We start from the raw sequence: 20,972 nt of genomic DNA, 5'->3' as shown, positions 1-20,972 counted from the left end.
GGCGAGAAGCGACGCGGGCGGCTACCCCTCCCGGCGGGCCTTGGCCCGGCGTTTGCCCTCGTGCATGGCCTGCACCCGGGCCACCGGGATCGTGTGGCCGTGCTCGATGAGGTCGGCGGGCAGGGTCTGCGGCTCTGGCATCAGGGCCGCCCACAGGTCCTCGTCCGGAAGAGGGGTCTTGATGGTGAAATCGAGGGGGGTGACCGATGCCAGATCGTCCCAGGCCACCGGGTGGGAGACCGGCACCTCCGGTCTGATGCGGGGCGAGTAGGCCGCGACGATGGTCGCGCCCCCGGCGCGGGTCGAATCGAGGAAGACCTTGCCCTCCCGGTCTTCGCGGATGAACGCGGTCGTCGCGATCTCGGGTCCCAGCCTCTCGGCCCGGACCGCCAGGGCGCGCGTGGCGGCGGCCACGTCCTCGAACGACGGGGCGCCGGCCAGCGGCACCAGGATGTGCACGCCCTTCGAGCCGCTCGTCTTCACCGCCGCTTCGAGGCCGTCGTCGGTGAGCGCCTGGCGTACCAGCGAAGCGGCCTTCACCACCACGTCGAAGCCCGCACCCTCGGGCGGGTCGAGGTCGAGGACCAGGTGGGTCTGGTGCGGCTCCCCCGACGACCGGTAGAGCTGCGCGTGGTATTCGACGGCGCGCTGGTTGCCGAACCAGAGCAGGGTGCGGCGGTCGTCGCAGACCGGATAGCGCACCTCGCGCTTGGACGCCTCAGCCCAGATCTCCTCGGTGCGGATCCACGCGGGGGCGTACTTGGGCAGGTTCTTCTGCATGAAGGGCGGCTGCCCCGGCCTGACCCGCATGACCGACAGCGGCCGGTCGCGCAGGCCCGGCAACATCCGCGCCGAGACGGCGTCGAGGTAGTCGATCAGGTCGCGCTTGGTGGCGTTCGCGCCGTCGAAGAGCCCCGCGTCGAGATTGCTCAGCTCGACGCCGTCACGTTCCTCACCCTTGGCCATCCGTCAACACTAGGTCGTCACGCACGCCCGATTCGAGCAGCACCTCCCGGTAGTGCGTGAGAAGTTCCGCGCAGACGGCGTTCCAGGTCCGGTCTTCGACCGACGCCCGCGCCGCCTCGCCCATCCGTCGCCGCGCGTCGGCGTCGGCGACCAGCCGCTCGACCGCGTCGCGCATGGCGGCGGGCTCGTCGGCCTGGTAGAGCAGTCCGGTACGGCCGTCGCGAACCAGGTCGAGCGGTCCGCCCGCGGCCGCCGCCACCACCGGCACCCCGGAGGCGAGCGACTCCTGGACCGCCTGAGAGAAGGTCTCGTTGCCGCCCGGGTGCACGAACACGTCGAACGAGGCGACCAGTTCGTGCAGTTCGGGGCCGGTCCTGAGCCCCGTGAAGACGGCGCGCGGGATGAGTTTCCCGAGCGCCTCCCTGGCCGGCCCGTCGCCGACCACCACGAGCTGCACGCCGGGGATGTCGGCGACCCCGGCCAGCAGGTGCACCCGCTTGTCGGCGGCGACCCGGCCGACGTAGCCGACGACGACCTCCCCGCCGGGCGCCAGCTCCCGGCGCAGCGTGTCGGAGCGGCGGCCGGGGTGGAACCCGGTCAGGTCGACGCCGCGCCCCCAGCGGGCCAGCCGCGGGATCCCGTTGGCGCGCAGCTCGTTCAGCGTCGCGCTCGACGGGGCGAGGGTGCGCGCGGCCGCGCCGTGGATGGCGCGCAGCCGGCGCCAGATGAACGGCCCGGCGACCCGCAACCCGTACTGGCGGGCGAAGCCCACCAGGTCGGTCTGGAAGACCGCGACGACCGGGATGCCGAGGCGGCCCGCGGCCCGGATCCCGGACGCGCCGAGCACCGCCGGGGAGGCGAGATGGATGATGTCCGGCCGGAACCGCTGCAACGTGCGCAGCACCAGGCGGCTCGGCAGCCCGGCGCGGAAGTCCCGGTAGAAGGGCAGGGCGAGGGCCGGCGTGGCCACGACGGGGAACCCCGCGTAGCTGGCCGGCCCAGGGTCGGGAGCCATGACGAGCGCCTCGTGGCCGTTGACGGCGAGGTGGTCGAGCAGGCGGCAGACGGAGTTCGTCACCCCGTTGACCTGGGGCAGGAACGATTCGGAGATGACGGCGACCCTCATGTCGAGTGCACCTTCAAGAATCCGGCCACCGAAGCGGCCCAACTGAAGCGTTCGGCGCGTCGCCGCGCCAGATCCCGGCGGTCGCCACGGCCGAGCAGATCCTGCACGGCGTCGGCGTAGGCCCCGGGATGACCGGAGACGCATCTCCCCGCGAGACCGATGACCTCCCCGAGGGCGCTGCGCCGATCGGCCACCACCGGGGTCCCTGAGGCCAGCGCCTCCAGGGCGGCCAGGCCGAACGTCTCGGCGGGGCCCGGGGCGATGGCGATGTCGGCGGTCGCCAGCAGGGTGGCGAGACCGGCCCGGTCGGCGAGATGACCGAGGAACCTGACCGGCAGTCCTTCGGCCCGGCGTTCCAGCCGGGCCCGCAGCGGTCCCTCGCCCGCCACCGCGAGCACCGCGTTCACCCCGCGGCGCCGCAACTCCGCGAGGGCGTCGACGGCCCGGTGGGGTCTCTTCTCGATCGACAACCGGGAGCAGACGACCAGCAGCACCTCGTCGGGGCGCGCCAGCCGGTCGCGGGTGGCCTGATCGAAGTTGTCGGGGGTGAACCGGTCGAGGTCCACGCCAAGGGGGACATGGGTGATGTTCGGCGCGCCGATCCGGCGAAACTCGGCCGCCGCCCAGTTGGTCGTGCAGACGACGGTGTCGTACGACCGCGCGGTCGCCCTGTTCAGCGGATCGGCGAGCGGCGGCAGCAGCGCGGCCAGGCTCTCGTGCGAGACCATGACCGACCCGACGCCGCGCTCCCGCGCCCAGCGCCCGGTCCACCGCAACGTCGACCGGTCGGAGACCTCGATCCGGTCGGGCTTGATCTGTTCGAGCACACGCCGGACCGCCCCGCGCGCGGTGATGACCTGATAGCCGCCGGTCCCCGGCACGATCCGTCCGGGGAGGGTGATGACCAGCCCCGCCTCCGACTCCCGGACCGACGCGATCGACCCGGGGACGACGAGGAACGGCTCATGACCCGCGGCGGCGTAGCCCGCCCCGAGCTCGGCCAGTGCGGTACGCAGCCCACCAGAGGTTGCCGTGACGAAGTTGGCGAGCCGCACGATCTTCACGGCAGAAGTGTGGCAATCGCGAGTAAATCACCCGAAAAGGGCGAATGACCGCAGCGAGGCTAAACGCCGGGTTTCTGGGCGAGCTGATCGAGCGCCTTCGCCATGTGCTTGACGTGGTCGTCGGTGAGCTCGTCAGGGGACATGCCGCCGGCGTCGAGCTTGTCGACGAGGGTCTGCTTCGTGACCACGACGGCGGCGTGGTGGGCGTGCTCTTCACTGACGATGCGCACCCGACCGTCTTCGACGACCAGCGCGGCGTCGGGAATCTCGGAGGCGAGCAGGGACCGGATGTCGTGGGGCTCAACCATGGCCATGATCCGATCTGTGCCCGACGGAAGCGCCGACGAACGTGGGAGACCAGCCGGAGGGGGAACACGCAGGCCATGGCGATGGTCCATCCGAACACTAAGTTCTTCTTGACAATAAAAGTTGTCGGTGAAAGGCTACGGACATCGGCCCCCGCAACGGGGACCACCTCTCAAGGAGCAGACATGCGGAAGATCGTCTCGGGCCTCTTCATCTCCCTCGACGGCGTCGTCGAGGCCCCCGACCAGTGGCACTTCCCCTACTTCAACGACGAGATGGGCGAAGCGGTCGACGCCACCGTCGCCAACGCCGACGCGGTCCTGTTCGGCCGCCGCACCTTCACCGACTTCCAGAGCTACTGGCCCGATCAGGGCCCGGAGGTGCCGTTCTCCAGCTTCATCAACAACGTCCGCAAGTACGTCGTGTCGACGACCCTGACGGAGACGACGTGGGCCGACTCGTCGATCATCTCGGGTGACGTGGCGGCTCAGATCCGTGAGCTGAAGGCGTCGGAGGGGAAGGACATCTCGATCACCGGGAGCGGGACGCTGGTGATGTGGCTGCTGCGGCAGGGGCTGCTCGACGAACTGCGGCTGCTGGTGCACCCGATCATCGTGGGCGAGGGGAAGAAGCGGCTGTTCGACGACGGGGAGCGGCTGGGGCTGGAACTCGTTGACCTGAAGGTCTTCAAGAACGGCGTGACGCACCAGATTTACGCCAAGGCAGACATTCCGGAGAACCCGATGGAGTTCTGAGCATGAGGACGAGCCATGGGTGGCGGCCGGCGCGGAGGACCTTGAACGGGGCGGCGGGGGTCCGCCCCTGGCGGCGGTGTCGGCCCCGAGCCGTTGAACGCCGCCGCCAGGTCACTCCTCTTTATGCCGGTAACAGCGTCTGGTTCCCGAAGTTCCCCGGCAGCCGTTCGTCGGCGGGCCCCTGGGTCACCGCGCGGACCAGCAGTTCACCCCCCACGAACGCCCCCCGCCACGACCCGCCGAACCCGCCGAACAACTCTTCACGGTCACCCCGCGAGCGGGGCGTGTTGTGCCCCACCTTGAAGGCCCGCACCTCGGAGGCGAGTCGTGACGCGGTGCGGATGTCGTCGCACGAGATGGTCGCGACCAGGGCCCCGTTGCTGGCGTTCATCGCCGCGAGCAGCTCGGCTTCGGTGTCGACGAGCACCACCGTGTCGACCGGGCCGAACGGTTCGGCGTGGAACAGCGGTGAGGAGCGAGGCGGCGCGAGGATCGCCACCGGGGCCATGTAGGCCGAGATGTCCTGCCCCGGCAGGAACCGCCCGTCATCCAGCGCTCCCCGGAACAGTGGCACGCCGCCCTTGGAAATCGCCTCGTCGACCTGGTCGGCCAGGTCTTTCACCTTGGCGTTGTTGATCAGCGGGCCGAAGTCGAGCTCCGGCAGCGGGTCGTCGGCCGACTCGACGGCGAGGGGATGCCCGAATCGCACCCCTTGCACGGCGGGCAGGTAGGCCGCCAGGAAGTGGTCGAACGCCGACCGCTGCACGATGAACCTCGGGTAGGCCGTGCACCGCTGTTTGGCGTAGTCGTAGGTCTTGCGGATCTGGCCGGTCAGGGTGGCCCAGTCGCTGTATTCCCAGACCCCCCAGCAGTTGAGGCCCTCCTGTTCGAGGATGTGCCGCCGCCCGAGGTCGGCCAGCGACGTGGCGACCTGGCCGCCGGTGTCGCGGCCGCCGACGAAGGACACGCAGCCGATCTCCTGGCCGCGCACCAGCACCCGCGACAACTCCGACCCGCTCCCCGACACGAGGGTCAGCGGGAGGCCTTCGCGGACGGCGAGCGCGGTCGCGAGGGTCAGGCAGGAAAGGCCGCCGTCAGTGGGGGTCTTGGCGATGGCGGCGTTGCCGGCCAGGACCTGCACCAGCATGGCGTGCATGAGCACGCTCATCGGGTAGTTCCAGCTCGCGATGTTGGAGACCGGACCGGCCAGGGGGACGCGGCCGTCGGTCATGCGGGCGATCTCGCCGACATACCAGCGGACGCCCTCGATGCACCGGTCGACGTCGGCGGTCGCGAGCTTCCACGGTTTGCCGATCTCCCAGACCAGCAGCAGCGACAGCAGGTCGCGGTGGGCCTCCATCGCGTCGAGCGCGGCCGACACCCGGGCGGCGCGTTCGGCCACGGGGGTGTGCCGCCAGCGGCGGTGTTCGTCGACGGCGGCGTGGACGGCCCGCGCGGCGGCCGAACGGTCGAGGCGGGGCGGCCCGGCGATGGACGTGCCGTCGACCGGGGTGACGGCGGGGGTGGTGCGGCCGTCGCGGTGCCAGATGCCTCCCCAGTGGTTGAGCACCCGGTCGTCGTTGAACGCCTCGGGGGCCAGGTCGACGCAGCGGCCGTAGGCGTCGGACCAGGCCGTGCCCGGTTTGAGCATGAGCGGCATGGCTGTCGTCCCTCTCAGTCGGACCAGTCGATGTCTTCGGCCAGCACGGGCAGCGGCTCGAACTCCTTGACGGCGTCGAGCGACGGGCCCATCGCGGCGTTGGCCTCGCGTTCGACCATGACCTCGACCAGCACCGGAAGCCGTGAGCGGTGGGCTTCGGCGGTGGCCCATTCGAGGGCGGGCCGGATGTCGCCGGGCTCCTCGACCCGGCGGGCCGGGCAGCCGAAGGCCTCCATGGCCTTCACGTGGTCGATGCCGCCCTCGCCGTAGTGGAGGTCGACGGCGAAGTTCATGTCGTAGGGGATCTCGGCCTGCCGGATCAGCCCCAGGTATTCGTTGTTGATCATGACGATGACGAACGGGATCTGGTATTGCGCGGCGACCGCGACCTCTTCCATCAGGAACTGGAAGGAGTAGTCGCCGACGACCACGACGACCTCGCGGTCGGGGTGGGCGCACTTCACGCCCATCGCCGCCGGCACCTCCCAGCCCAGCGGCCCGGCCTGGCCGCAGACGAGGTAGCGGCGCGGCAGGTAGGTCTTCTGGAACTGGCCCGACCAGATCTGGTAGAGCCCGATGGCGGTCACGAAGGTCGTGTCGGGGCCGTAGAACTCGTTGAGCTCCCGGAACACCCGCGGTGGCTTGATCGGCACCTCGTCGAAGTCGTCGCGGCGCGGGAGTGTCCGCCGTAGTTCGCCGACCCGGTGGGCCCACGCCGACGCGCGTCTGGCCTTGCCGCGGCTCTGCGCCTCGGTGGCCATCGCCGCCAGCGTCGGCCGGGCGTGCCCGACGACCCCGAGGTCGGGCTCGAAGACCCGGCCGATCTGGGTCGGCTCGATGTCGACGTGGATGAACTGGCGGCCCTTGCGGTAGACGTCGAGGTCGCCGGTGTGCCGGTCGCCGAATCGGGCGCCGACCGCCAGCACCAGGTCGCTCTCGAGGAACGCCGCGTTGCCCCACCGGGTCTGGGTCTGGATGCCGGCCATGCCGGCGAACAGCGGGTGGTCTTCGGGGAAGGCGCCCTTGCCCATCAGGGTGACCTGGACCGGCACCTGGAGGTGTTCGGCCAGCGCCCGCAGCTCGGTCGAGGCGTCGGCGATGACGACGCCGCCGCCCGCGAGGATGAGCGGGCGTTCGGCGGCCGACAACATGTCGACCGCCGCCGCGACGGCCTTGGGTAAGGGTTGCGGCACGTCGACGGGCAGCGGCGCGTCGAGCTCGGGGTCGTAGAGGCAGGTGCCGCGCTGGACGTCGATCGGCAGGTCGATCAGGACCGGCCCCGGCCGCCCCGACCGGGCGATGCGGAACGCCTCGCGGAACACCCACGCGGCCTGCGCGGGCTCTTTGAGCTGGACCGCCCACTTGGTCACCGGCTTGGCGATCTCGACGATGTCGACCGCCTGAAAGGCCTCCTGATGGAGCTTGCTCCGCGCGGCCTGGCCGGTGATGCAGATCATCGGGATCGAGTCGGCCAGCGCCGTGTAGAGCCCGGTGATCATGTTGGTGCCCGCCGGGCCGGAGGTGCCGATGCAGACGCCGACGTTCCCGGTGACCCGCGCCCAGCCGTCGGCGGCGTGGGTGCCGCCCTCTTCGTGGCGGACCGTGATGTGCTTGATCGAACTGTGCTGAAGGGCCGCGTAGAGCGGCAGGATCGCCGCGCCCGGGATGCCGAAGACGGTGTCGACGCCTTCGCTCTCCATCACCGCGACGGCCGCCTCCATGCAGGGGATCCGCTTCACGAATTGATCCTTTCGATCACTTTCAGCAGGGCGGAGTGGTCGAGCGCGCCGTGGCCCTGGGCCCTGGCCGCCGCGATGAGCTGGGCGACCAGCGCCGTCATGGGCAGCGCGACTCCGGCCTCGCGGGCGGCGGCGGTGGCGATGCCCATGTCTTTGTGGTGCAGGTCGACGCGGAAGCCCGGCTGGAAGCTGCGCTCGATCATGGAGTGGCGCTTGAGCTCCAGGATCCGCGACCCGGCCAGGCCGCCCGCGAGCACGTCGAGGCCCGCCTTCGGGTCGACGCCCGAGGCCTCCAGCAGCACGATCGCCTCGGCGACCAGGGCGTAGGTTCCGCCGACGACGAGCTGGTTGGCGGCCTTGACGGTCTGCCCGGCCCCGGCGGGCCCCACGTGGACGATCGTGGTGCCGAGCACCCGCAGGATCTCCCGGGCCGACTCGACGTCTTCGGCCCGGCCCCCGATCATGATCGACAGAGTGCCGTCGACCGCGCCCTTCTCCCCGCCGCTGACGGGCGCGTCGATGGCGTGTACGCCCTTCACCACCGCCGCCTGCGCGACCCGGCGCGAGGTCTCGGGACGGATGGTGCTCATGTCGATCAGGAGCAGCCCCGCCGGGGCGTGTTCGAGCACCCCGCCCTCGCCGAAGACGACCTCTTCGACCTGCGGGGAGTCGGGCAGCATGGTGATCACCACATGGGCCTGCGAGACCGCCTCGCCGATGCTCGCCGCGGCCTTGCCGCCGAGCTCGGCCAGTTCGTCGAGCCGGGTGGTGCTGACGTCGTAGCCGACCACGGTGTGCCCGGCCCGGACGAGGTTGACGGCCATGGGCGTGCCCATGATGCCGAGGCCGATGAAGCCGATGTTCATCCGTTCCTCCAGGCGAAACTGTCGGCGCTCGGGCCGACCGGACGGTATTCGAGGCCCACGTGGCCGTCGTAGCCGGTGGCCGCCAGCCGGGCGAAGATCCGGTCGTAGGGCATGGCGCCGGTGCCCGGCTGCCCCCGCCCCGGATCGTCGGCGATCTGCACGTGACCGAACCGCTCCCACTGGCGGCCGATCAGGTCGAGGACGTCTTCTCCCATGCGGTGCAGGTGGTAGAGGTCGGCCAGGAACCCGACGTTGGCCACGCCCACCTGGTCGAGCAGCCGGAACGCCTCCTCGGACGAGACGATCGGGTAGGCCGGGCTCTCATGGGAGTTGAGCGCCTCGACCAGCACCATCGCCCCGGCCTGGTCGGCCACCTCGGCGGCGTAGAGCAGGTTCTCCACCGCGATGGCCCGGTGGACCTCTACGGACACGTCGGGTTCGGCGTTGCCGTAGAGCGCGTTCAGCCGCCGGCACCCGAGCGACTCGGCCAGCCCCACGGCGACCTCGACGTTGGCCCGGAACCGCGCCGACCCGCCGGGGGAGGAGACCAGACCGCGGTCGCCCTGGGCCATGTCGCCCGCGTCGAAGTTGAGCCCGACGAGCCGGACCCCGGCATCGTCGACGGCCGTGCGCAGCCGGTCGAGTTCGAGCTCGGACGGTTGCGGACCGTCGAACGGCCACCACAACTCGACGGCGTCGAACCCGGCCTTCGCGGCGGCCTCGAACCGTTCGAGCAGCGGCAGCTCGGTGAACAGAATCGACAGGTTGACGTCGAACCTGAGCGTGTTCATGCGGCCTCCAGCAGCGCGCGCATGAGCCGGGCGGTCTCGCTGGGGGTGCGGCCGACGCTGACGCCGACCTTCTCCAGGGCCTCTTTCTTGGCCTGGGCGGTGCCGGCCGAGCCGGAGATGATCGCGCCCGCGTGGCCCATCGTCTTGCCCTCGGGCGCGGTGAACCCGGCGACATAGGCGACGACCGGCTTGGTGACGTGCTGCTCGATGTAGGCGGCGGCGCGTTCTTCGGCGTCGCCGCCGATCTCGCCGATCATGACGATCGCGTCGGTGTCGGGGTCGTCTTGGAAGGCGCGCAGACAGTCGATGTGGGTGGTGCCGATGACCGGGTCGCCGCCGATCCCCACCGCCGTGGAGAACCCGAGGTCGCGGAGCTCGTACATGAGCTGGTAGGTCAGGGTGCCCGACTTGGACACCAGGCCGATGCGCCCGGGCGCGGTGATGTCGGCCGGGATGATGCCGGCGTTGGAGGCGCCGGGCGAGATCAGGCCGGGGCAGTTGGGCCCGATGATCCGGGTCGTGCTCTGCCTGGCCAGGGTCAGGAACTCGAGACTGTCGTGTACGGGCACGCCTTCGGTGATCACCACGCACAACCCGATCCCGGCGTCGACCGCTTCGAGGACCGCGCCCTTGGTGAACCGGGGCGGCACGAACACCACCGACACGTCGGCGCCGGTCGAATCCATCGCCTCGGCGACCGACGAGAACACCGGGATGCCCTGATGGACCAGGCCGCCCTTGCCCGGCGTCACCCCGGCCACGACGTTGGTGCCCGCGGCGACCATGCGGGCGGTGTGCCTGCCGCCTTCGGCGCCGGTCATGCCCTGCACGACGACGCGGCTGTCCTTGCTCAGGAAGATCGACATTCTGGGGGTCTCCTCACGCGGCCGCGTTGGCCAGCCTGGCCGCCTCTTCGGCGGCGCCGTCCATGGTCGGGACCTGCCGGACGGCGGGGTGTGCGGCCTGATCGAGGATCCGGCGGCCCGCCTCGGCGTTGTTGCCGTCGAGCCGCACCACGATCGGGTGGGTCGCACCCTGCTCGCCGAGCGTGGCGAGGGCGGCCACGATGCCGTCGGCCACCGCGTCACAGGCGGTGATCCCGCCGAACACGTTGACCAGCACCGATTTCACGTCGGGGTCGGACAGGATGACGCCGAGGCCGTCGGCCATGACCTGGGCGGAGGCGCCACCGCCGATGTCGAGGAAGTTGGCGGGCCTGGCGCCGGCCTGCGCGACGACGTCGAGGGTGCTCATGACGAGCCCCGCGCCGTTGCCGATGACGCCGACGGACCCGTCGAGCTTGACGTAGTTGAGGCCCTTGGCCTTGGCCCGGCTCTCCAGATCGTCACCGCCCGTGGTTTCGCCGGCGGGGCGTTCGTGCCGGTAGTCGGCGTTCTCGTCGAGCGTGACCTTGCCGTCGAGGGCGAGCACGCGGCCGTCGGCGGTGCGGGCCAGCGGGTTGACCTCGACGAGCACGGCGTCTTCACCGGCCATGACCTTCCATAAGCCGACGAGGATGCCGGCCGCCTCGCCCGCGACGTCGGCGGGCAGGCCCGCCTCGGTGACGATGAAGGTCGCCGTCTCGTGGTCGACCCCGCGCAGCGGATCGATCGGCACTTTGACCAGCGCGCCCGGATCGGTGGCCGCCAGTTCCTCGATCTCCATGCCGCCCGAGGCCGAGCACATCGCCAGGAACGACCCGGCCGCGCGATCGACCAGGAAGGCCGCGTAGTACTCCTCGGCCGGCACGTTGGCCACCTCGACGAGGACCCGCCGGGTCAGGTGACCCTTGATGTCCATCCCGAGGATCGCCCGCGCGGCGTCTTCCGCCGCGGCCGGGCCGGGAGCGGGCTTGATGCCGCCGGCCTTGCCGCGGCCGCCCGTCTTCACCTGGGCCTTGACCACGACCGGCCCGGCCAGCTCGGCGGCTATGGCGCGCGCCTCCTCGGGCGTCGCCGCCACCGCCCCCTCGGGGACGGGAACGCCGTAGCGCGCGAACAGCTCCTTCGCCTGGTGCTCGAACAGGTCCATCGGGCCTCCCTCAACGCATCTTGTAGACGGTATACCGTATGGAACCGAGGTCGTAAACCCCTCTCGACAAGAGGCGATGCTTGGGATATTCCATACGGTATGCAGGATACATTGGAAGTCAGAGACTGGCGCGGACGGCTCTACCAGGTGGGCCCGGCGGCCCCACAGATCACCGGGCGTCCCAGATCGGCGATGGTGTGGCCCGCCATGGCGGCCATGGCCGCGGTCGGCCCGATGCAATACGGCTACGCCGCCCTCGCCCCGTCGATCGCCCGCGCCCACGGCACCTCCGCCGCCGAGGTCCTGCTTCCGCTGGCGGTCTGGCTCACCTGCCAGGCCGCCGTCGCGCTGCCCGCGACCCGCCTGCTCTCGCGCGGGGTCGTCGGCGTCCGCGTCGCCCTCTGGCTGGGCGCCCTCCTCTGCGCCCTGGCGATCCCGTCGCTCACCGCTCCGGGCGTCCCGCTGCTGGTGGGTTACGGCCTGCTCGGCGGCACCGGCGCCGGGCTCGTCTACGCCGCCTGCACCGAGACCATCGCCCGCTGGTATCCCGAACGCCCGGGGGTGCGGGTCGCCTTCGTGACCGGCGCCTACTCGTGCAGCGCGCTTCCGCTCGCCCTCGACCTGCGCTTATGGCCGGTCATGGCCGGCTTCGGCCTGGCCGCGATCGCGTGGGCGGCGGCCGTCCTCCGCACTCCGCCCGCCAATTGGTGGCCTCCGGAGATCGACCCGCGCGCGTGGGCGCTCGACCGGCGGGTCCTCCACCGCCAGCCCCGCGCCGCCCGCCAGTTCTCGCTGGGCGAGGCGGTCCGCACGCCGACGCTGGTCGTGCTGACCGTGATCCTCGTCGGCGCGGGCGCGGTCGCCATCTTCGACGTGATCGCCCTGGCCTTCCTCGGCCCCACGCCGCCGTGGCTCGCCCTGGCCGTCCTGCTGGCCCTGACCGGCGCCGGCCGGGCGGCGGCGGTCCCCCTGGCGGAGCACTTCGGCCGCGTCAAGGTGCTGGCCTCGGCCCTGGTGCTGCTGGCGCTGGCCCAGGGCATGCTGGCCGTCGCCGCCGCGGTCGCCGCGGCCCACATGGTCGCGGTGGCGGCCGCGATCCCGGCGGGCGTGGGCGGCGGCGCGATCTACCCGCTCATCGCGGCGCTGGTGCGGGAGTACTTCGGCGAAGACCGCGTCCACGGGATCCACGGCCTGGTCTACACGGCCAAGGCCGTGGCGGGCCCGGCCGGGGTGGGCCTGACGATCATGGCACTGCCCGGCCTGGCGGCCGGCGCGGGAGCGCCCGTCTTCGTGGCGGCGACCCTCATCGCCGCCACGACCGCCCTGCTCTGCACCACCCTGCGACGGCCGGGAGTGCCGGCCACTCTTCCCGCCCCGTCTCTGTAAAGACCGTTACGAATTGCGACAGGCCGATGTGAGCGATGTCACGGCCAGCGATAATGTCTGGAATGTATGCTGTAGGCAGTCGACGACAAACATTTTAGTGGTCGTTTCCAGGAGTTGAGAAACCCGATGCTCGCCAACCAGGGCTCCACCGCGAAGATCGTTCGTCCCACAACCCTGCGGGAGAGCGTTTTGGAGAGGATCCTCGAGCTCATCATCATCGGCAGCCTGAAGCCGGGTCAGCACCTGGTCGAGAACGAGCTTGCCGACAACCTCGGCGTCTCCCGCCAGCCGGTCAGAGAGGCCCTCCAGTTGCTGAGCGGCGAGGGCTGGGTCGACCTGCGGCCCGGCCACGGCGCCTATGTCCACTCCCCCACGGTCGAGGAAGCCGACCAGCTCCTCGCCGTCCGCACGCTGCTGGAAACGGAGTCGGCCCGCCTGGCCGCCCGCAACCCAGACAAGACCGACATCTCCGACCTGCGCGACATCTGCAACCGTGGCCTCGCCGCCTGCGTGGCCGACGACGTCGACGCCGCCGTCGCCGCGAACAGCGAGCTCCACACCGCCGTGGTGAACATGTCGGGCAACCGCGTCCTGGCCGACCTGACCTCACAGGTCGCCCGCCGGGTGCGCTGGTATCACACCCCCGTGGCCCGCCACCGAGGCCGGGCCTCGTGGGAGGAGCACGCCGCCCTGATCGACGCGATCGAGGCCGGCGACGAGGACGTCGCCGCCGACATCATGCGCCGCCACACCGAGCACACCCGTCAGTCCTACCTGGAGTCCCGCGCCCAGCACCCGGTGGAGGAGCCCCCGGCCCCCATCCGCCGCCGCCGGCCGCGCGCGGTATCCGGCTGAACCGACGTCGAGCGAGCCCGTCCAGGGAGGAAAGAATGGCCGGCCTATAAACCGGCCACTCATTCCCGAACGATGACCTCCAATCGGCGGAAGTGCGCCGAGCGTTCGAGAATGCGAGCTGAGGGCCGAAAGCGATCTGCGGCGGCAGACGCTCATCGGCAAGGCGGTGAGCCGTCCGGGCACCGAACCGCACGGACGGTGCAGCACACCCTGGGACCTCCGAAAGAAATCGTCGCTTGAAATCCAGGCGAACCCTATTCATCAGCACGGAGCGATACGTCGCGGCCGCCGTCGGCGCGTCACTTTCAGTAATCCGTGCCTGACGGAACAAAATCCGGGAATCGTCGGAATCACCGCAGTGTTTCCACGTGTGAAACCCGGCCCTAATGCCACACCGGGAAACTTGGCAGGGATTCCGGATATGGAATACCGCCAAGCCGTTCCGCACCATGACCCGCCGGTCGCCCGCACCGGGCAGCCGGCGCCCCCAGATTCCCCCGGACCTTCCGGGGTAGTGGAGACAGTCCCGAAGGAGGTGTATTCGCATGAAGTCGTTCTTCGAGAAGCTGCGCGCCTTCGAGGGCCCGCTGGGCGCCTCGGCCGACGGCCGCCCGATGGGGCTGGGCCTCGCCAGCGCGCTGCGGAAGGCGCGTTCCGCCGATGGCGTCGAGAGCCACGTCCGCCAGTGGGCCACCGAGCCCGTCAAGGCCGAGCAGCGCTGACCCGCCCCCAGCCTCCGGCGTCATCCGGGGGCGAAACCCAACACTGATGCACTGAGGTGAAGCGGCCCCCGTGGGGAGGAACCCACGGAGGCCGCGTGAAGCCGGGTGAAGCCGGGTGAAACGGGTCAGCCTTCGATGTCGGCCTTCGGGCGGTCCTCCTCGCCCGCGTCGTCTTTGGGGGCCGCGGGCTCGGCCGCGGCGCGGCGGTCGTCCATGCGGGTCTTGATCAGGCTGGCGACGGTGGTCACGATCAGGGTCCCGATGATCACTCCGAGGCTGACCACGATCGGCACCTCGGGCGCCCACGAGACGCCGTCGTGGTGCAGGGCCTCCATGATCAGCTTCACGCCGATGAAGGCGAGCACGACCGACAGGCCCTTGCTCAGGTAGACGAGCCGGTCGAGCAGGCCGCCGATCAGGAAGAAGAGCTGGCGCAGGCCCATCAGCGCGAACGCGTTGGCGGTGAACACGATGTAGGGCTCGCGGGTCAGGCCGAAGATGGCCGGGATCGAGTCGAGGGCGAACAACAGGTCGGTGGTGCCGATCGCCACCATGACGATCAGCATCGGGGTCACCACGCGGCGGCCGTCGACGCGGGCGGTCATCGCGGCGCCGTGGTACTTGTCGGTCGAGGGCAGGACCCGGCGGACCGTGCGCAGGGCGATGTTCTCGGAGAACTCGGCCTCTTCCTCCTCGTGGCCGATCAGCTTCCACGCCGTGTAGATCAGGAAGGCGCCGAAGATGTAGAAGAGCCAGTCGAACCGGGAGATCGCTCCGGCGCCGGCGGCGATGAAGCCGCCCCGCATGAACAGGGCGATGATGATGCCGATCAGCAGGACCTTCTGGCGATACTTCCGCGGCACCTGGAACCGGCTCATGATTATGAGGAAGACGAACAGGTTGTCGACGCTCAGTGAGTATTCGGTGATCCATCCGGCGAAGAACTCTCCGCCGTGGTCGCCGCCCCACAGGACCCAGAGGCCGATGCCGAACACGACGGCCAGGCCCACATAGAACAGGACCCAGCTCACGCACTCGCGGAAAGACGGTTCATGCGGGTTGCGTGCGACCAGCCAGAAGTCGAACGCGAGCACGAGGGCGAATCCCGCGACCGTGGCCACCCAGACCCAGGCGGGAAGGTTCATCGGACTCCTTTCGTCTGGCCCTTTCCACGTGCCTTCCGGTTACGGCGTTGGTGGTCGAGGGCCTCGGCGTGCTCGATATAGCGCTGAAGCAGGGTACGCGCCACGGGGTTGCGTCCTGCCAACCGGATCAGCCAATGGGGCATGAGCCGTTCGTGGAGCCAGACGAAACCGATCGCGAAACCCAGGCTGACCAGCGCCTGATAGGCGAGGAAGCCCGCCACGCCGCCCGCGAGGACGACCTGGCCGTCGATGACGAGTCCGGTGCCGACCTCCTGGGTCAGCCGGGAGAGCGGGAAGGCCAGCAGCCAGAACAGCCCGGCGGGGGCGAACAGGCCCGGCCGGAACGGGCCGCCGAGCCCGCACAGAGTGCTGAAGAGGCCGCCGAACAGGCCCAGCGGGAGGGCGAGCGTGAGCGCCGAGACGGCGGCCCAACCGGCGGGCTGCCCTGCGATGAGGGTCAGCCCGCCGGCCATGGCGCCGCCGACGGCTCCGATCGCGAAGCCGGGGAGGGCGAGCTCCGCGGCGTGCCGGATGGAGGGTCGGTCGGTCGCCATGTCAGCCGACCACGACGCCGTAGGCGAAGAGGCTGTAGAGGAGCATGCCGAGGTAGAAGACGGCGCCGAAGCCGATGATCAGGTTCGACCACCACTTGGGGCGGATCGGTTTCGGCAACATGCGGTTGTTCACCAGGAGCAGTGTCACGCAGTAGGCGCCCATGGCGAACGTCGACAGGAACGCCAGCGTGTCGAGGATGCCGCTCGGTCCGTCGGCCGGGCCGAACAGCAGGATCAGGATGCCGAACGCGATGACGCCCCACAGGAAGGCCGCGTAGAGGTGCGACATGCGCATCTTCTTGGCGCCCTTGACGAAGTGGTAGGTCATGTCGGCCTGGCCGCGCGAGAACGAGTCGAACAGGCCGAGGGTCGCGTTGAGACCGATGAGCGAGATGAAGCCGAGGAAGATGACGCCGAGGACCGAGCTGCCCGCCGAGGCGAACGAGTCGGCCATGGCCGACAGGGCGGCCTCGCGCTCACCGTTCGCGATGATCTCCTTGACGCCCGGCGTCTGCCGCGTCGCCGCCTGCGCGATCACCGTGAACGAGATGGTGACCAGCATGGTGACGCCCCAGAAGAGCAATAAGGCGTCGAAGGTGACCCAGCGGCGCCAGCCGCGCCACTTCTTCATCTCCTCGGGGTTGTTCGTGTCGAACATGAAGCCCCGCGAGGGCATCTGCTCTTCTTCGCCGGCGTGGCGCAGGCCGCGGATCTGCGGAATGTGCGCGCCCATGCCGGCGCCGGAGTCACGCAGGTGCAGGGTGTACCACATCTGCTGCATTCCGGACGGACCGGCGAAGGCGATCGACCCCACGATCACCGGGAACCACGCGGCCGACAACGCCCCGTCGGGGATGTAGCCGATGGCGAACATGCCCGAGACGGTGCTGACGACGTCGCCCCAGGTGCCGACCATGGCGGCGACGATCGCGGTGCCGATGACCAGCGCCCCGATCAGGATCGACAGCAGGCTTTCGAGCAGGCTGTAGATGACCTTGGCGAGGCTGAAGACCACCCCGACCAGGAGCAGGCCGCATACCGCGGTCACTGTCCATGGGATGCCGGTTATCTCCTCGAACGCCGCCGCGCCCGCCGACAGGTGGCCAGGCCAGATGTAGACGGCTATGGCGACGACGAAGAAGAACCACATCAGCGGCTTGAAGACCCGCGCCGCGCCGAAGAAGATGCTCTCGCCGGTCGCCATGGCGTAGCGGGCCATCTCCAGCATGACGACGGCCTGCAGGGTCACGCCGACGAGGAACAGCCAGCGGATCTCCGGCCCGAACAGCAGCACCAACCGGGGCCACATGTACGACTCGCCCATGCCCACGCCGAGCGCGACGAGGAACACGGTGGGTCCGAGGATGTGCACCGACGGGGGCGCGTCGGGCAGGGTGCGGATGGGCATCGGCTCCAGCTTGCCCGCCCGCCACACTTTCTCTTCTTGTCCTGCGGTGGCAGCCGTGGGTTCGGTCGCCGGTGTACTTGACGTGTCCACGTATGGACCTCCTCGGGAGTTGATTGGTCCCGCCTGTCCCCGATTCGCCCCCCTCTTGGGTCTCCGGCCCTGGTCACCGGAGCGTCGTGCGCCGGCCCGCCGTGCTCAGGTGCGGCGGGCCGCCGCGGTGGTGGTGCGGGTGGTGCGTCAGCCGGGCATGAGTCCCGCCGCCCTGGCCCAGCGGTATTTCGCGCCGAGCACGGCCACGGGCTTCTCCGTGGTGTAGGGGTAGGCGACCACGCCGTGGTCGAAGAGGTATTCGCAGGCCTCTTCGACCTCGGTGTCACCGGCCAGTGAGGCGACGACCGGCTTGTGGTTGCCCTTGGCCCTTTCCTCGGCCACGACGCGCGCGACCAGTTCGGCGAAGACCATCGGGGGGGTGACGATGGTGTGCCAGTAACCGAGCACGAGCGCGTGGATCCGGGGGTCGGTGAGGCCCAGCCTGAGAGTGTTCTCGTAGGTCGAGGGCGGCTCGCCGCCCGTGATGTCGATCGGGTTGCCCGCCGCTCCGAACGGCGGGATGTAGGCGCGGAACGCCTCGTCGAGGTCGGGCGGGATCTCCATGAGAGTCAGCCCGTTGTCGACGCAGGCGTCGGAGAGGAGCACACCGGAGCCGCCCGCTCCGGTGATGATCACGACGTTCTCTCCCTGCGGGGTCGGCATGATCGGCAGGGATCGGGCGTATTCCAGCATGTCGTTGAGCCCGGGGGCACGGACCACACCGGCGTGCCGGAGGATGTCGTCGTAGACCTTGTCGTCACCGGCGAGCGCGCCGGTGTGGGACCCGGCGGCCTTGGCGCCCATGGCGGTCCGGCCCGCCTTGAGCACGATCACCGGCTTCTCCTTGACGACCCGCTGGACGGCCTCGACGAAGCCTCTGCCGTCTTTGAGGTCTTCGAGGTGCATGGCGACGCACTTGGTGTTGTCGTCCTGCTCGAAGAAGGTGAGGAGGTCGTCTTCGTCGACGTCGGCCTTGTTGCCGACCCCGACGATCGCGGAGACGCCCATGCGGGTGGTGCGGCTGAAGCCCAGGATCGCCATCCCGATGCCGCCGCTCTGGGAGGTCAGCGCGACGTGTCCTTGCACGTCGTAGGGGGTGCAGAAGGTCGCGCAGAGGTTCTCGGGGGTGTAGTAGTAGCCGTAGATGTTGGGGCCCAGCATGCGTACGCCGTGCTTGCGGGCGATCTCGACGACCTCCTGCTGGCCCTCGACGTTGCCGGTCTCGGCGAAGCCCGAGGGGATCATGATGGCGCCGGCGACGCCCTTCTCGCCCGCGGCCTCCAGAGCGGCCGGCACGAACGCGGCCGGGATGGCGAAGACCGCGACGTCGATCTCGCCGGGCACGTCGGCGATGCTCGGGTAGGCGGGTAAGCCGAGGATCTCGGAGGACTTCGGGTTGATCGGGTAGATGTTGCCCCGGAAGCCGCCGTTGATCAGGTTGCGCATGACCGAGTTGCCGATCTTCCCGGTCTCGCCCGAGGCGCCGATGACGGCGACGGCGCGGGGGTGGAAGATGCGGTTCATCTTGGCGAGGATCTCCTCGCGCGGGATGCGCGGGGTCTCCACCGGCGGTTCGGCCGAGAGGATGATGCGCACGTCGGCGGCCACGGCGCCGTTCACGGACGCGAAGACGGGGTTGAGGTCGACCTCGGCGATCTCGGGGAAGTCGGCGACCAGCGCGCCGACGCGTTCGATCATGGTCGACAGAGCCGCCCGGTCGGCCGGTGCGGCTCCGCGGGCCCCACGCAGCACTTCGGCCGCCTTGATGTCGTCCAGCATCGCCAGGGAATCATGCACTGTTAGGGGGGCGAGCCGGAAGGTCACATCCTTTAACACTTCGACCAACGTTCCGCCGAGGCCGAACGCGACCACCTTGCCGAAGGTCGGATCGGTCACCGCGCCGATGATCACCTCGTGGCCGCCGCCGACCATCTGCTGCACCTGGACGCCGTCGATGACGGCCCCGGCGTCGTAGGCCTGGGCGTTGGCGATGATCTGGTCGTAGCCGGCGCGTACGGCCTCGGCCGAGCCCACGCCCACCAGGACGCCGCCGGCCTCGGTCTTGTGCAGGATGTCCGGGGAGACGATCTTCAGCACGACCGGGAACCCGATCGAGGTGGCCAGCTCGACGGCGTGGTCGGCCGACGTCGCCAGGCCCTCGCCGGGGGTGGCGATGCCGTAGGCGTCGCAGACGAGCTTGCCCTCGGGGGCGGTGAGCGCGGTGCGCCCCTCGGCCCGTGCCTTGTCCAGGATCTCCCGGACTTCTGCCGACATCTCAGATCACTCCGTTCGTCTTCAGCTCGGCCAGCTCCTCGGCCGTGACCCCGAGCCGCGTGTAGATCTCGTCGTTGTGCTCTCCGAGCAGCGGCGGCGTCGTGATGTCGACCGGGGAGTCGGAGAGCTGAAGGGGGCTGCCGACCGTCGTGAACTCCCCGCGCGCGGGGTGGGGGACGGTGACGACCGCGCCCTCGGCGCGCAGCGACTCGTCGTCGATGAGCTCGGCGGTGGACAGGATCGGCCCGCACGGCACGTTGGCCGCGTTGAGCCGGTCGAGGACGGTCCATTTGTCGTGCTGGCTCGACCACTCTTCGATGAGCTGGAACATCTTGTCGAGCTTGTTGAGCCGCGCCTCGGGGGTGGCCCACTCGGGGTCGTCGGCCAGCTCCGGGCGGCCGATGATCTCGGATACGGGCTTCCAGCCGACCGGCTGGACGATGACGTAGATGTAGTCGTTGGGCCCGCCGGGCGCGCACCTGACCGCCCAGCCCGGCTGACCGCCGCCGGAGGCGTTGCCCGACCGGGGCACCTCGGTGCCGAAGGTCCGGTTCGGATATTCCTTGAGGGGGCCGTGGGCCAGCCGCTGCTGGTCGCGCAGCTTGACCCGGCACAGGTTGAGCACGGCGTGCTGCATGGCGACCTGCACCCGCTGCCCCTGGCCGGTGGACTCGCGCTGGTAGAGCGCGGCCAGGATGCCGGCGACGGCGTGGACGCCGGTGCCGGAGTCGCCGATCTGCGCGCCGGTGGCCAGCGGCGGGCCGTCTTCGAACCCGGTGGTGGCCATCGAGCCGCCCATCGCCTGGGCGATGACCTCGTAGGCCTTGAACTTGGCGTACCTCCCGCCGCCGAAGCCCTTGATGGAGGCGTAGACGAGGCGGGGGTTGAGCTCCTGGAGCCGCTCCCAGGGGAAGCCCATGCGGTCGACCGCGCCGGGGCCGAAGTTCTCGACCAGGACGTCGGACTCCTGCACGAGCTTGACGAACAGCTCCTTGCCGCGCTCGCTCTTCATGTTCAGCGTGATGGAGCGCTTGTTGCAGTTGAGCATCGTGAAATAGAGGCTGTCGACACCGGGCACGTCACGCAGTTGGCTCCGGGTGATGTCGCCGGTGGGGGCCTCCAGCTTGACGACGTCGGCGCCGAGCCACGCGAGCAGCTGCGTCGCGGACGGGCCCGACTGCACATGGGTCATGTCGAGGACGCGAACGCCCTCCAAGGCCTTGGGCATGCCGCT

At 70.2% G+C, this 20,972-nt stretch carries 19 protein-coding genes; 4 read left to right on the top strand and 15 right to left on the bottom strand.

Going from position 1 to position 20,972, the window contains the following annotated elements; all coding sequences use genetic code 11:
* Positions 1–21 precede the first annotated feature (21 nt).
* Genes AW273_RS16595 through AW273_RS16580 form a run of 4 tightly spaced genes read right to left on the bottom strand, consistent with a single transcriptional unit; the run spans position 22 to position 3,464 of the window.
* Complete coding sequence (locus AW273_RS16595; RefSeq protein ID WP_062349229.1) at positions 22–966, bottom strand: DNA polymerase domain-containing protein; 945 nt, start codon at positions 964–966, stop codon at positions 22–24.
* Complete coding sequence (locus tag AW273_RS16590; RefSeq protein WP_062349228.1) at positions 953–2,092, bottom strand: glycosyltransferase family 4 protein; 1,140 nt, start codon at positions 2,090–2,092, stop codon at positions 953–955. Before AW273_RS16590 ends, AW273_RS16595 begins: the two co-directional genes overlap by 14 nt.
* On the bottom strand, positions 2,089–3,156 hold the full coding sequence (locus AW273_RS16585; RefSeq protein WP_062349227.1) for a glycosyltransferase: 1,068 nt from the start codon (positions 3,154–3,156) through the stop codon (positions 2,089–2,091). Before AW273_RS16585 ends, AW273_RS16590 begins: the two co-directional genes overlap by 4 nt.
* Before the next feature lie 59 nt (positions 3,157–3,215).
* Positions 3,216–3,464, bottom strand: coding sequence for a hypothetical protein (locus AW273_RS16580; protein WP_062349226.1), 249 nt, complete (start codon positions 3,462–3,464; stop codon positions 3,216–3,218).
* Between the two features lie 183 nt (positions 3,465–3,647).
* On the opposite strand from AW273_RS16580, the gene AW273_RS16575 reads away from it, so the two are divergent.
* On the top strand, positions 3,648–4,217 hold the full coding sequence (locus AW273_RS16575; RefSeq protein WP_062349225.1) for a dihydrofolate reductase family protein: 570 nt from the start codon (positions 3,648–3,650) through the stop codon (positions 4,215–4,217).
* Positions 4,218–4,338: 121 nt separating this feature from the next.
* Here AW273_RS16575 and AW273_RS16570 read toward each other — a convergent pair whose 3' ends face one another.
* The 6 genes from AW273_RS16570 to sucC are packed head-to-tail and all read right to left on the bottom strand — an operon-like array spanning position 4,339 to position 11,304.
* Positions 4,339–5,877 (bottom strand): aldehyde dehydrogenase family protein, encoded by a 1,539-nt coding sequence (locus AW273_RS16570; protein ID WP_062349224.1) that lies wholly within the window; start codon positions 5,875–5,877, stop codon positions 4,339–4,341.
* Between the two features lie 14 nt (positions 5,878–5,891).
* Positions 5,892–7,616, bottom strand: a complete 1,725-nt coding sequence (gcl, locus tag AW273_RS16565; protein ID WP_198168182.1) for a glyoxylate carboligase — start codon at positions 7,614–7,616, stop codon at positions 5,892–5,894.
* Positions 7,613–8,482, bottom strand: a complete 870-nt coding sequence (locus AW273_RS16560) for a 2-hydroxy-3-oxopropionate reductase (RefSeq protein ID WP_062349223.1) — start codon at positions 8,480–8,482, stop codon at positions 7,613–7,615. Before AW273_RS16560 ends, gcl begins: the two co-directional genes overlap by 4 nt.
* Positions 8,479–9,273, bottom strand: a complete 795-nt coding sequence (locus tag AW273_RS16555) for a hydroxypyruvate isomerase family protein (protein ID WP_062349222.1) — start codon at positions 9,271–9,273, stop codon at positions 8,479–8,481. The genes AW273_RS16560 and AW273_RS16555 overlap by 4 nt, the downstream gene beginning before the upstream one ends.
* Positions 9,270–10,139 (bottom strand): succinate--CoA ligase subunit alpha, encoded by an 870-nt coding sequence (sucD, locus tag AW273_RS16550; protein WP_062349221.1) that lies wholly within the window; start codon positions 10,137–10,139, stop codon positions 9,270–9,272. The genes AW273_RS16555 and sucD overlap by 4 nt, the downstream gene beginning before the upstream one ends.
* Positions 10,140–10,152: 13 nt before the next feature.
* Positions 10,153–11,304, bottom strand: coding sequence for an ADP-forming succinate--CoA ligase subunit beta (sucC, locus tag AW273_RS16545; RefSeq protein WP_062349220.1), 1,152 nt, complete (start codon positions 11,302–11,304; stop codon positions 10,153–10,155).
* A gap of 99 nt (positions 11,305–11,403) precedes the next feature.
* Between sucC and AW273_RS16540 the strand changes: the two genes are divergently transcribed.
* From AW273_RS16540 to AW273_RS37240, 3 genes are all read left to right on the top strand, one after another.
* Entirely contained in the window at positions 11,404–12,690 is a 1,287-nt protein-coding gene (locus AW273_RS16540) for an MFS transporter (RefSeq protein WP_083949815.1), read from the top strand.
* A 126-nt stretch (positions 12,691–12,816) separates the two neighbouring features.
* Positions 12,817–13,545: a GntR family transcriptional regulator gene (locus AW273_RS16535; RefSeq protein WP_062349218.1), complete on the top strand. Its 729-nt coding sequence runs from the start codon at positions 12,817–12,819 to the stop codon at positions 13,543–13,545.
* Between the two features lie 545 nt (positions 13,546–14,090).
* Positions 14,091–14,267: a hypothetical protein gene (locus tag AW273_RS37240; RefSeq protein WP_157555852.1), complete on the top strand. Its 177-nt coding sequence runs from the start codon at positions 14,091–14,093 to the stop codon at positions 14,265–14,267.
* Positions 14,268–14,392: 125 nt separating this feature from the next.
* Here AW273_RS37240 and AW273_RS16530 read toward each other — a convergent pair whose 3' ends face one another.
* The 5 genes from AW273_RS16530 to frc all read right to left on the bottom strand — a co-directional run bounded on the left by AW273_RS16530 (position 14,393) and on the right by frc (position 20,966).
* A complete protein-coding gene (locus AW273_RS16530; protein WP_062349217.1) occupies positions 14,393–15,412 on the bottom strand; it encodes a TerC family protein in 1,020 nt (339 codons plus the stop codon).
* Entirely contained in the window at positions 15,409–15,966 is a 558-nt protein-coding gene (locus AW273_RS16525; protein ID WP_062349216.1) for a hypothetical protein, read from the bottom strand. Before AW273_RS16525 ends, AW273_RS16530 begins: the two co-directional genes overlap by 4 nt.
* A 1-nt stretch (position 15,967) precedes the next feature.
* A complete protein-coding gene (locus AW273_RS16520) occupies positions 15,968–17,374 on the bottom strand; it encodes an Nramp family divalent metal transporter (RefSeq protein ID WP_062349369.1) in 1,407 nt (468 codons plus the stop codon).
* 237 nt (positions 17,375–17,611) lie between these two features.
* Positions 17,612–19,738, bottom strand: a complete 2,127-nt coding sequence (locus tag AW273_RS16515) for an acetate--CoA ligase family protein (protein ID WP_062349215.1) — start codon at positions 19,736–19,738, stop codon at positions 17,612–17,614.
* A gap of 1 nt (position 19,739) precedes the next feature.
* Positions 19,740–20,966 (bottom strand): formyl-CoA transferase, encoded by a 1,227-nt coding sequence (gene frc / locus AW273_RS16510; RefSeq protein WP_062349214.1) that lies wholly within the window; start codon positions 20,964–20,966, stop codon positions 19,740–19,742.
* Between the last annotated feature and the right edge of the window lie 6 nt (positions 20,967–20,972).

Origin of the sequence: Herbidospora yilanensis, assembly GCF_001570565.1 — a bacterium.
Taxonomy (GTDB): domain Bacteria; phylum Actinomycetota; class Actinomycetes; order Streptosporangiales; family Streptosporangiaceae; genus Herbidospora; species Herbidospora yilanensis.
This window is presented reverse-complemented; position numbering and strand designations above follow the sequence as displayed.

What these genes read in the sequence shown, in the direction of transcription:
- AW273_RS37240 (WP_157555852.1), top strand. Translation starts at nt 14,091, where the DNA reads ATGAAGTCGTTCTTCGAGAAGCTGCGCGCCTTCGAGGGCCCGCTGGGC.
- AW273_RS16535 (WP_062349218.1), top strand. Translation starts at nt 12,817, where the DNA reads ATGCTCGCCAACCAGGGCTCCACCGCGAAGATCGTTCGTCCCACAACC.
- AW273_RS16575 (WP_062349225.1), top strand. Translation starts at nt 3,648, where the DNA reads ATGCGGAAGATCGTCTCGGGCCTCTTCATCTCCCTCGACGGCGTCGTC.
- AW273_RS16515 (WP_062349215.1), bottom strand. Translation starts at nt 19,738, where the DNA reads ATGTCGGCAGAAGTCCGGGAGATCCTGGACAAGGCACGGGCCGAGGGG.
- AW273_RS16555 (WP_062349222.1), bottom strand. Translation starts at nt 9,273, where the DNA reads ATGAACACGCTCAGGTTCGACGTCAACCTGTCGATTCTGTTCACCGAG.
- AW273_RS16590 (WP_062349228.1), bottom strand. Translation starts at nt 2,092, where the DNA reads ATGAGGGTCGCCGTCATCTCCGAATCGTTCCTGCCCCAGGTCAACGGG.
- AW273_RS16595 (WP_062349229.1), bottom strand. Translation starts at nt 966, where the DNA reads ATGGCCAAGGGTGAGGAACGTGACGGCGTCGAGCTGAGCAATCTCGAC.
- AW273_RS16530 (WP_062349217.1), bottom strand. Translation starts at nt 15,412, where the DNA reads ATGAACCTTCCCGCCTGGGTCTGGGTGGCCACGGTCGCGGGATTCGCC.
- AW273_RS16525 (WP_062349216.1), bottom strand. Translation starts at nt 15,966, where the DNA reads ATGGCGACCGACCGACCCTCCATCCGGCACGCCGCGGAGCTCGCCCTC.
- AW273_RS16540 (WP_083949815.1), top strand. Translation starts at nt 11,404, where the DNA reads ATGCAGGATACATTGGAAGTCAGAGACTGGCGCGGACGGCTCTACCAG.
- AW273_RS16520 (WP_062349369.1), bottom strand. Translation starts at nt 17,374, where the DNA reads ATGCCCATCCGCACCCTGCCCGACGCGCCCCCGTCGGTGCACATCCTC.
- AW273_RS16560 (WP_062349223.1), bottom strand. Translation starts at nt 8,482, where the DNA reads ATGAACATCGGCTTCATCGGCCTCGGCATCATGGGCACGCCCATGGCC.
- AW273_RS16570 (WP_062349224.1), bottom strand. Translation starts at nt 5,877, where the DNA reads ATGCCGCTCATGCTCAAACCGGGCACGGCCTGGTCCGACGCCTACGGC.
- sucC (WP_062349220.1), bottom strand. Translation starts at nt 11,304, where the DNA reads ATGGACCTGTTCGAGCACCAGGCGAAGGAGCTGTTCGCGCGCTACGGC.
- sucD (WP_062349221.1), bottom strand. Translation starts at nt 10,139, where the DNA reads ATGTCGATCTTCCTGAGCAAGGACAGCCGCGTCGTCGTGCAGGGCATG.
- AW273_RS16580 (WP_062349226.1), bottom strand. Translation starts at nt 3,464, where the DNA reads ATGGTTGAGCCCCACGACATCCGGTCCCTGCTCGCCTCCGAGATTCCC.
- frc (WP_062349214.1), bottom strand. Translation starts at nt 20,966, where the DNA reads ATGCCCAAGGCCTTGGAGGGCGTTCGCGTCCTCGACATGACCCATGTG.